This window comes from Paranoxybacillus vitaminiphilus (genome assembly GCF_003259935.1).
In the GTDB taxonomy this organism is placed as follows: domain Bacteria; phylum Bacillota; class Bacilli; order Bacillales; family Anoxybacillaceae; genus Paranoxybacillus; species Paranoxybacillus vitaminiphilus.
In genome coordinates this window covers 1-9,628 of record NZ_QLMH01000034.1, presented here as the reverse complement: position 1 = coordinate 9,628, position 9,628 = coordinate 1, and the positions used below count along the sequence as shown (strand labels likewise).

Here is a 9,628-nt window from a genome sequence, read left to right as displayed (position 1 = left end):
ATAATCTGGGTATCAAAAATATCAAGATAAAACATCAGGGCAACACCGCTTACCAAAAGTGCAAAAGCAATAGGCATCCCTAACGCCATGACACCAATTAACGAACCAACAAAAACAACTAATGCCATCTACCTCTCACCTCCAGCTGCACCTTGTTTTTGAACGTGGTGCCATTCCATGATTTCTTCATGAACTGCCTCCATGATTTCATCTTCCGACTCTTTCATTCTTGTAAGCTCTTCTATCATATCTATCCGAAATAAAGCTCGATAAATGTTAAACAATATAATTATCCCCATTCCGATACTCATAACGATACCGATTCCATAAACATAAGCTATCGGCAATCCCGTCGCAGGTGCCGTACTATTCATATTAATCGTGGTTATCTTCCAGCTCCCATCCAGAACTATCCAGAGTACATAAAGAACGATTAAATTACTAAGAATAAAGACAACTCGTTTGGCACTCAACGGCAGTTTCTTAAGTAGCGTATCCACACCTAAATGATCGTTATCCTTCAGAGCACCAATTGCTCCTAAAAATATCATCCAAATAAATAAGAAACGAGACATTTCTTCGGACCAAGTTATTCCCGAGTTAAATATATAGCGCAAGACAACATTACCGAATACCAAAATACACATCATAGCAAGCGTCAGTACCATCAAGACATTTAAAATATCATTTGCTAGTTTATTAAGTTTCTTCAATAGGGTCACCCTTTCATTTTATTTCACTTTATTCGGCCTCAGCTTTTATTCTTTCATACAAGTCTTTTGCCCAATCATATTTTCCGAACATTTCGTCATATAGTGGCTGTACCGCCTCCTGCATTTGTTTAGAGAATTCTGGAGTAGGAGTTGTAAATTTAATTCCATTCTGTTCTAAAAATTTTTTGTCTTCTTCATAACTTTTTTCCATAAGTTCAAATTCGTAATCGGTTGCTTCTTTTGCAGCTTCTTCAATAATTTTTCGTTGCTCTTCGCTCAAGCTACTCCAAAACTTACTGTTAATAACATAGATATTTGGACTAAACATATGTTTTGATTCTAGTACATCGCTTTGAACCTCATACCATCCCGAAGCGCGCAATGTAGCAATCGGATTATCTTGTCCATCGACCACTTTTTGTTCCAATGCTGTAAAAACTTCTGATATTGGCAGCGGCGTAACATTTGCCCCAAGTAATTTTCCCATAGTAATATAGTTATAAATATTAGGCATTCTCATGCGTAATCCCTTAAAATCATCCATAGAGTCTATTGTTTTATTAGCTGAAAACATTCTAAATCCATTCGCGCTCCATGCTAATGGGTGAACACCATGCTTTTCTTCGAGTTCTTCCGTAATTTCTTTCCCAATCGGTCCATTTAATACTTTTTTGACATGTTCAAAATCTTTAAATAAAAACGGCCACTCTGGTACCCCCATTTTCGGAATATCATTTTGCATTATCAACCCAGGAATCCCCATCTCAATTGTTCCATTTCGGATACCATCATAAAATTCCTTTTCGGCCCCTAGGGTACTATTCGGATAAATCTGTACCTTAAGGGTCCCACCTGACTTTTCTTCAACAATTTTTTTAAATTTTTCCCTCAATGCAACGTTTTGTGGATGCTCCTCTGCAAAGTAGTTTGCTACTTTTATTACTTTAGATTCCCCACTTTTCTCACTTTTTTGCCCAGACTGTTTTTCAGCACCACATCCTGACAAGAAAGCAAAAAGTAAAACAGAAAACAGCAATATGAATGAGATACTTTTTTTCATCACCTTGTAACAACTCCCCTCTTTTCACTGCATATATAGAAAATTTATGTTTTAACGTAAACCAAAAAATAGAAAATAACAACTCTAATTATTAAACGCTTTCAAAAATAAGTTTCATCTATTTTGTTTTATATTATAAAACTAAGTTTTGTAATATAAGCAAAAAATAAATATAATTATGAGCTTCGTTTTATAATATACAAATTTTTTAATAATAACAAATAGTTCCTTTGTCATTAGAGCTATAAAAAATTTGGGTCCTACCCCTACACAAAAATAGAAAATAATAATTTCCTGTTAAACGCTTTCAAAAATAAAATTTACGCAACTTTGTTTTATAATATAAAACAAGGTTTTATATTATAAGAAAAAATAGATATAATCGTAAACTTATTTTTATAATATTATAAATTTTCATAATAATCAAGTATATTTTCAATAAATTTTCTAGCCCAGATAAAATTTGGTTGCCCCCGTTCATTCTACAATAATACACATACCGATCTTTATATTGTATAGCAATTTACCGACATAAATTCTACCGTTTTTAAAAGGATGTCATTGTAGATACGTACTTAATATCAACAAAAAACACCTGCCATCTCCCGCTTGTTCGACAAAACCCGGGTGTTGGCAGGCATTGCATCATTTGTTTAAAAATTTTCCTTTTTGCAACAAGTATCCAACAGACCGCTTTGATGAAACGTGAGCTTCTTTTGAAGATGTCAAATACGTATACACCGCTCCCATAAATAAGGCGCCGCCGACAATATTGCCTAGTGTAACAGGAATAATGTTATGCATCACTCCTGCTAAATCGATCGTCGCCGGATGCGGAACCGCTAATGCAATCGAAAAGAGGACGAAATTGGCAATAGAGTGTTCGTATCCAGAGGCAAAAAAGATAAAAACAATAAGAATCATCGAAAATACTTTTGCCGTATCCTCTTTCATTTGCATTGGAATAAAAATCGCTAAACAAACAAGCCAGTTACAGAGAATTCCTTTAAAAAAGAGCTGCATCGTTGTTGCGTGTATTTTTTTCTCTGCCACAAGAAATAATAAATGATCTTTCGGAATATACTCAAAAACACCGGATTGAGAAATAAGAAAAGCAAAAAAGACAGCACCTAGTAAATTACCGCTATAACATGCAAGCCAGTTCCGCAGCGTATCTTTGATTGTCGTTTCTTTTTGCAAGGTACTGATTGTAAAATACATCGTATTGCCGGTAAATAATTCTGCTCCGCCATACATAATTAATATTAAGGCGATTCCGAAAAAAATACCACTTACTAAATAAGTCGCAGGAGAATTCGCTTCACGGAAAAATTCCCCCACACGAAAACAAAGAACAAGCGCAAATCCGATGTACACACTTGCCAAAGCAGCACGCATCATATATTGAGTAAGGGAGCGATCTAGAATTGCGCGTTTTTTCAAAGCTAATTCTTTACATTTTTGAACTGCTTCCATCTCTCCAACCCTTTTCTTTCATTATAATATTTTGTGATTCTTTTCACATTATTTACGATACATAACATACTCCTTTCCTACCTATTTTTCAATATATCGATGTAAATGTTAAAATAAATGTCAACACTTTTTATTTGTAACCGTTTATCCCAAAAATAATCGTTGCAATTTCAACATTAGTTGTTCTAATATAACCAAGATACAATAAAAAAATCCGGGCAGTGACAGCGGAGTGTGCTTTCGAAAAGACATGTATAATCAGCGACATCTGTACACCGAAAATATAACAACTTATCCAACAAGCAAAATCCGAGGACAACATGCCTCGGATTTTCGACAACATGCAAGCAGTGAAAGATGCACATTAGCGGCCTATTCTGTCAATCTTTCGGCATACTTTGAGGTATGATGGACGCTTCATAACAACAAGCTTGTTTCTCCTCACTTTTAGATGTCTTTATGCTAAAGAGATCATATAATATTCCTGCCAATAATTCTCATCATCCCCTTCTAATTCATTGAGCCAGAAATACATCATAAGGATCTCAAGCTCTTGCTTTTTTCCTTTGATAAACGTCTTATGGGATATTCTCCGATAAAGAGAATCAATGTTGAACAAATGGTGATTCTGCTTTATATCGTACTCATATTCCCTCCAACTATCTTGACTCTTCCGCTTATGTTTCGCTGGCCACATATCTTTATTATCATAAAATCGATGAACCCAGTCAAAAGCGAACACCAAAACATTGACTTGGTATTTTGTCCATGTCTCCTTTATCCATTCGTTTATTTCTTCTGAAATAAAAATTGTATTGAACTCTTTTGCACGCTGACTTTGAATTCGATGATAGTTTTTAATAAACAAGAACAACAGCTCTTCAAGAGTATGAAGAAACAGCATCTTCCGAATATATTCTTCGCCTTTTCCCAGCCAATCTGGTGTACGTTTCGCATTTGTTCGGCTGCATCAAGAAGCCGTTCTCTATTTGTCAAAAACGTAACCACATATGGATGGCGTAATCGCATATTCACTTGGAGGGCATTCCATAATTGCATCACCTTCTCCATATCTGTCCGCTGGTCAAAACGAATATGAGGACGTCTGTTTCTATGACCATCACAGCAGCCATTTGTATATAAACCGAGACGGTTCAAATCGCGGACAACACCACTGATATACGTATCGAGTTCAAATACTTTTGGTTCTTCTTCCCCGGCACGAAACCATAGCCCTTCTCCTCTTTTTGAATAATACATTTCCCCACTCGGAGTAACTTTGATAAAGGATTGGGTCTTCAAAATGGTTTCATTCCGCTTTTAACAGCTCATACAAAGAGGAAAGCTCGACGGAAGGTACTTTATCCCTGTTGATATGGTCCGGAAGTTTCTCCATCGATTGATACGTTTTTTCAGCGATAAACAACGCGCTGTTCGCCAAATAAAGGTGAGCATAATACATTTGTTGCTCATTTAAGGAAAAGCGTTTATTCGGATAACCGTTTTGATATTGAAGCGCTTTTTCAAAATAATGAAGTGCCTCTGCATACTGCTGTTCCTTATAAGCTAAAAATCCAAGACGATAATGAGCAATGGGATTCGTTTGCTCATACTTCAATGCTTTCTTAAAGGAGTTTTTTGCCGTGAAATCGTCCTTTTTTAATTGCGTTTTTAAATGTGTTCCATACGTAATAAGATATTTCACAAGTTGTTTTGTCACATATTCAATTTCAGCTTTACGCTCCTTTCTTTCCTTTGTGGTAAGCCTGGATAAATTTTGGTGAATTTTTTCATATACCCTCACAATCTCCGAATAAATCCAGTCCCTTTCTCCTCCGTTGTCCAACTCTTCAAGAAGCTTTTCTTCTACATCATATAATTCATCTAAACTCATTTCTGATAATCTTCTCATTTGAAACTCTCCCTTCTATGAATCGCTCGAACAAAATCCGAGTGATGACAGGTATCGGACATCAAGCTGCATAAAAAAAGCTTTCCTCCTTACAGAGGAAAAGCGGTTTTTTATTCTTTCATAGTCTTCTTTCTACACCATACAACATTTTTTATATTTCTTTCCACTGCCGCATGGACACGGATCGTTCCGGCCGATTTTTTCTAACTTCCGATGTGTCGTCGTGATCTGTACTCGATTTTTATTGCTAGATTCCATATTCTCAAACTGTTTCATTTTCTTCCGAAAACTCTCGTCCCTTGCTGTTGCAATCTGTTTCCATTTTTCCAATTCATGATGATGGATTCGCATAACGGTAAAATAGCCGTATAATACATGTTCCTTATCAATTAGGAAGGAGGTATACCCTTTCCTTATATATTGTTCGATTTCAGGAAGCGCTTCTTTGGTCAAATGATGACAAAGAGCTTCAATGATTAATGCTTTCATCTCTTCATCATCCGTTTTCTTATATGCTTTTCGTAACACTTCCACTGCCTGTGTTGTTTTCGTGTTAGCCAAAACAGAAACCGCAAAAATTTCCGATTCTCCTTTTGACACATATGGTTCTACCGCTCGAACAACTTCATCAGATTGAAAAGCGATTAATGCGGCTGATACTTCTTCAAGCAGAATATCATCATCTCTTACTAACAGACTAGCAAGCAAAGGTATGTACTTTTCAAATTTAAGCAGCCCGATGGCGTAAACCGTTATGATTCCTGTATATGAAAACCACTCATTATTCAATTCTTCTTCCAGAACAAGATCAATTTCTCTTTCATCCATCCATTCATTTTGTACGAGCTTTTTCATTAACTTTTTCGCTTTCATGAACAAACTATGATTATACCTTTTCGCATTCTCAAGCTCTGCTAAAACGGCTCCATATTCTTCCCAAACTTCTTCTTCAGTACCATGCAAAAGAAGGTGATAAAAATCCCATGTCTCTTTTGATATATAACGCTTGAGTTCGTGTTTATATTTCATTGCCAATTCTGGTTCGATATGATCCAATAACTTTAAGTATAAGTCTAGCATTGATTTTTCTGCATTCTTTATTCCATCAATGAGTATCTTCACAGCATCGTCATTGAATGGATGATTGGATATGTTAACTAGGATGGAAAGCTCCTTTTCCTTCGAACACAACGCCTCCTTTAATAAACGCATCGTCCATTCCGCTGGTACACAAGGATAATCCTGTAAAGCATGCAGCACAAAATCCTGAACTAACAAATCATCACTAGTCAAATACGGCTCGATTTTTTCTAAAAAAGTCATATGTATTCTTCCTTTCATTTTCAAATCTCTACTATCCCTCACATGAATGACCAATAGTTTATTATTGCCGTCATATTCATTATATTAGCATTATAATCTCGCTGCATATTGTTTTTGAAGTTTGGCTCGATCTGTTGTAAAATGAAAGTGCTCTTGCATGTGAACTCTCCTTTTGAATGTTTGGTCGCACTTTCATTTTAAGGAGATCCTCATGCAAGGGCTATTTTTATGCTTGTCTGATTTTATCTATATAAATTCAGTTTGAAATTCCGACATGTTTAATCCCCATCCACCTTTGTCTATACTGCTCCTAAACAGGTTAAATCAAAGGAGCGGATGAATCATGAAGAAAAAAGGATTACAAATTACAAACGACCACGGTTGGACCATTGAACGTCTTCAAGAACAGGAGCGCAAAATGAAATAAGGCAAACATGGCGAAACGCATTGCAGTGATTCGTCTTATTATGCAAGGCTATTTGGGGATTCAAGTCGCTGAACTCTTGAACATCCATCGTGAAACCGTTTCGATTTACGTTCAAAAGTTTAACCAAGGTGTCATGGATGCGCTATTAGAACGCCATTATGCTCCCGGTAGAAAGCCGTATCTGTCTTTAGAGGAAGAATGTGAATGGAGAAAGATGCTGAAAGAAAGCACGCCTGCCAATGAAGGATATGGCATCGAAACGTGCTGGAATACACGAATCATTCAACATGTGTTAGAAGAGAAATTTTCTGTCACTATGTCCCGTGGCGGTATTTGCGATATGCTCCATCGCTGGGGACGCTATACACGCCCTATGCGAATCCTCAAAAACAAAAAGAGTTTCAACAAGAAATCGAACTGATAAAAAAACTTGTCCGATAACACAGTCCTAATCTATGAAGATGAAAGTCATATTCGGGATTACCAAGCTCTTCGTACCACATGGAGTGTCAAAGGGCGTCAAAAACAAATCCCTACGTATGGACAACCACGCGACAGTGAGCTTATTCGGCGGTCAGTGAATTTCTCTGTATGGAAACGGACCAATGTAACGCACAGGCTTTTCTGCAATTTCTTCAATATACATTAGATCAGTATCCAAATAAACATGTCGTGATGGTCTTAGATCACGCAAAAATTCATCATGCCAAAGTTCTTCAGCCTTTTTTACATGAGCACGAAGAACAGCTCACTTTTGTATTCTTCCCCCCCCGTATTCGCCGAGTTTAAACTTAGTTGAACGAATTTGGGGATGGCTGAGATTCTTTGTATTTGTCAAACAAATCGCCCATTCCCAATCTACCGCCTTTCTCTTACAATAATAACACAAAAAAGCTAAAACTATGTACGGCTTCTACAACAAACTGTTCATCAGCTTTAGACGTTTCTGAATCTCCTTGATCGTTCGCTGCATTGATCGTGTCAATCGCACTTCGAATCCTGCTTGGATCATCCATAAAGGTAAGGAGGACATTTAACTCATTTGTCTAAGATTGAATGTATCTCGGATATTTACTCGACCATTTCGACTTAAACTGTTGAAACATCTGTATGCAATCTCCCTATTTATTCGATGCGCAATAAATTTGACTTTCATTTTCGATGTAATTATAATGGTTACAACGAGAAGTTGAGCAGTCACTTCTCCATTGCAGATCATATCTTAAAAACCGGCTCTTCAAAGAGCTCATTTTTTCGTGTCAGTTGTAACCGATTTGGTTATAACGATGTCTATTCTTGTGGGCGTTGTAACCAACTTGGTTATAACAGCATTTAATGATCGTGCACGTTGTAATCAAGATAGTTACATTTGCTCTCAAAAATTTATGAAAAGAAAGGAAGGATATTTTCAATGTCAATAGTCGTTACTGGCGCTACTGGTCAACTCGGAGGTTTAGTTATTCAACATTTACTCAAAAAAGTGCCTGCAAGTCAAATCATTGCCATTGCCCGTAATGTGGAAAAAGCCTCCGTTCTTGCCGATCAAGGAGTGGAAGTTCGTCACGGTGATTATGATGATCCGGAATCTCTTGAAAAGGCTTTTGCTGGCGCTTCCAAGCTGCTCTTTATCTCAAGTCCGGACACTGATAATACGCTCCGTATCGTTCAACATGCAAATGTCGTAAAAGCAGCCAGAGATGCAGGAGTAAAACATATTGCTTATACTGGGTATGCCTTTGCTGAGGAGGCAAAACTACCCCTTGCACACGTTCACTTAGCTACGGAATATGCCATTCGTACCACTAACATTCCATATACGTTCCTGCGCAATGCTTTATATACGGAATTGTTTGTGAATGAGGGTCTGCGCGCATCCGTAGAGTCTGGAGCACTGGTTACGAATGCAGGAAGCGGAATCATAAATTCAGTAACCCGCAATGATCTTTCCTTGGCTGCGGCGACAGTTCTTACAGAGGAAGGACATGAAAATAAGACATATAACCTTGTTTCCAATCAACCTTGGAGCTTTGACGATCTTGCTCAAATTCTCTCGGAGGTTTCCGGCAAAAAAGTCGTGCACCAGTCTGTCTCATTTGAAGAAGAGAAAAATATTCTTGTAAACGCTGGTCTCCCTGAACCTATTGCCGAACTTACGGCAGTTATCTATGACGCGGTTTCTAAAGGTGAAACGTCCAAAACGTCAGATGATCTACAAAAACTTATCGGATCGTTGACCCCTCTTAAAGAAACCGTAAAGCAAGCTTTGCAAATTTAAGGATTGCTTATATACAAATAAGTTGAATAAAAAACAGGTCACCGAACCGTATATCCAATGTGACCTGTTTTTTTCTTTCTATTCCCGGATAATCAACACCTTTGATTTATCATTGTGTATTTTTTATTAATAGGTTTATTTATAAAATTTTTTTGATAAATATATAATAAGCTCACGATAATTTGGATAAGCGTTCCAAGGTAGGTGGTGAACTTTTAGACAAAATGCTTACTTGCAATGTAAGAAATTTTATTACAATGAACCTCTCCCATCTACCCTTCGCTTAGAGGTGGGAGACTTCTCGGTGAACAGGTTAAATAATCGTCAATTTTTAAAACGAAAGGCATATCGTTGTTCCAAACGGACGGATCTTTGCCGTAATAGGCATCGAGCTGAATCGCCGGATGAAGCCGATTTTGATAGCGCTGCAGCTCATGATGAT

At 37.2% G+C, this 9,628-nt stretch carries 9 protein-coding genes and 1 pseudogene; 3 read left to right on the top strand and 7 right to left on the bottom strand.

All coding sequences use genetic code 11. The features are described 5' to 3' along the window. Nucleotides 1-128: 128 nt before the first annotated feature. From B0I26_RS17545 to B0I26_RS17520, 6 genes are all read right to left on the bottom strand, one after another. Nucleotides 129-668: a TRAP transporter small permease gene (locus B0I26_RS17545; protein WP_111646641.1), complete on the bottom strand. Its 540-nt coding sequence runs from the start codon at nucleotides 666-668 to the stop codon at nucleotides 129-131. A gap of 73 nt (nucleotides 669-741) precedes the next feature. Continuing rightward, entirely contained in the window at nucleotides 742-1,773 is a 1,032-nt protein-coding gene (locus B0I26_RS17540) for a TRAP transporter substrate-binding protein (protein ID WP_111646640.1), read from the bottom strand. 645 nt (nucleotides 1,774-2,418) lie between these two features. Further along, entirely contained in the window at nucleotides 2,419-3,249 is an 831-nt protein-coding gene (locus B0I26_RS17535; protein ID WP_111646639.1) for a formate/nitrite transporter family protein, read from the bottom strand. A gap of 789 nt (nucleotides 3,250-4,038) precedes the next feature. Beyond that, a complete protein-coding gene (locus B0I26_RS18440; protein WP_181502989.1) occupies nucleotides 4,039-4,509 on the bottom strand; it encodes a hypothetical protein in 471 nt (156 codons plus the stop codon). Nucleotides 4,510-4,558: 49 nt separating this feature from the next. Then, nucleotides 4,559-5,161 carry a tetratricopeptide repeat protein gene (locus B0I26_RS17525; RefSeq protein ID WP_245934845.1) on the bottom strand — a complete coding sequence of 201 codons (603 nt, stop codon included), beginning with the start codon at nucleotides 5,159-5,161 and terminating at the stop codon, nucleotides 4,559-4,561. A gap of 132 nt (nucleotides 5,162-5,293) precedes the next feature. Beyond that, nucleotides 5,294-6,484: a HEAT repeat domain-containing protein gene (locus B0I26_RS17520; protein WP_111646638.1), complete on the bottom strand. Its 1,191-nt coding sequence runs from the start codon at nucleotides 6,482-6,484 to the stop codon at nucleotides 5,294-5,296. Between the two features lie 434 nt (nucleotides 6,485-6,918). Here B0I26_RS17520 and B0I26_RS17515 point away from each other — a divergent pair, with 434 nt between their 5' ends. After that, nucleotides 6,919-7,332 (top strand): helix-turn-helix domain-containing protein, encoded by a 414-nt coding sequence (locus tag B0I26_RS17515; RefSeq protein WP_245934844.1) that lies wholly within the window; start codon nucleotides 6,919-6,921, stop codon nucleotides 7,330-7,332. A 170-nt stretch (nucleotides 7,333-7,502) separates the two neighbouring features. Then, nucleotides 7,503-7,700, top strand: coding sequence for a transposase (locus B0I26_RS19060; RefSeq protein ID WP_111646637.1), 198 nt, complete (start codon nucleotides 7,503-7,505; stop codon nucleotides 7,698-7,700). Between the two features lie 130 nt (nucleotides 7,701-7,830). On the opposite strand, the pseudogene B0I26_RS18775 reads toward B0I26_RS19060, so the two are convergent. After that, nucleotides 7,831-8,023 (bottom strand): annotated as a pseudogene (locus B0I26_RS18775) (IS256 family transposase); the annotation flags it as partial. A gap of 299 nt (nucleotides 8,024-8,322) precedes the next feature. On the opposite strand from B0I26_RS18775, the gene B0I26_RS17500 reads away from it, so the two are divergent. Next, nucleotides 8,323-9,186 (top strand): SDR family oxidoreductase, encoded by an 864-nt coding sequence (locus tag B0I26_RS17500; protein ID WP_111646636.1) that lies wholly within the window; start codon nucleotides 8,323-8,325, stop codon nucleotides 9,184-9,186. The last annotated feature ends 442 nt before the right edge of the window (nucleotides 9,187-9,628 follow it).

What these genes read in the sequence shown, in the direction of transcription:
- B0I26_RS17545 (WP_111646641.1), bottom strand. Translation starts at nt 668, where the DNA reads ATGGTACTGACGCTTGCTATGATGTGTATTTTGGTATTCGGTAATGTT.
- B0I26_RS17540 (WP_111646640.1), bottom strand. Translation starts at nt 1,773, where the DNA reads ATGAAAAAAAGTATCTCATTCATATTGCTGTTTTCTGTTTTACTTTTT.
- B0I26_RS17535 (WP_111646639.1), bottom strand. Translation starts at nt 3,249, where the DNA reads ATGGAAGCAGTTCAAAAATGTAAAGAATTAGCTTTGAAAAAACGCGCA.
- B0I26_RS18440 (WP_181502989.1), bottom strand. Translation starts at nt 4,509, where the DNA reads ATGTATTATTCAAAAAGAGGAGAAGGGCTATGGTTTCGTGCCGGGGAA.
- B0I26_RS17525 (WP_245934845.1), bottom strand. Translation starts at nt 5,161, where the DNA reads ATGAGAAGATTATCAGAAATGAGTTTAGATGAATTATATGATGTAGAA.
- B0I26_RS17520 (WP_111646638.1), bottom strand. Translation starts at nt 6,484, where the DNA reads ATGACTTTTTTAGAAAAAATCGAGCCGTATTTGACTAGTGATGATTTG.
- B0I26_RS17515 (WP_245934844.1), top strand. Translation starts at nt 6,919, where the DNA reads ATGGCGAAACGCATTGCAGTGATTCGTCTTATTATGCAAGGCTATTTG.
- B0I26_RS19060 (WP_111646637.1), top strand. Translation starts at nt 7,503, where the DNA reads ATGGAAACGGACCAATGTAACGCACAGGCTTTTCTGCAATTTCTTCAA.
- B0I26_RS17500 (WP_111646636.1), top strand. Translation starts at nt 8,323, where the DNA reads ATGTCAATAGTCGTTACTGGCGCTACTGGTCAACTCGGAGGTTTAGTT.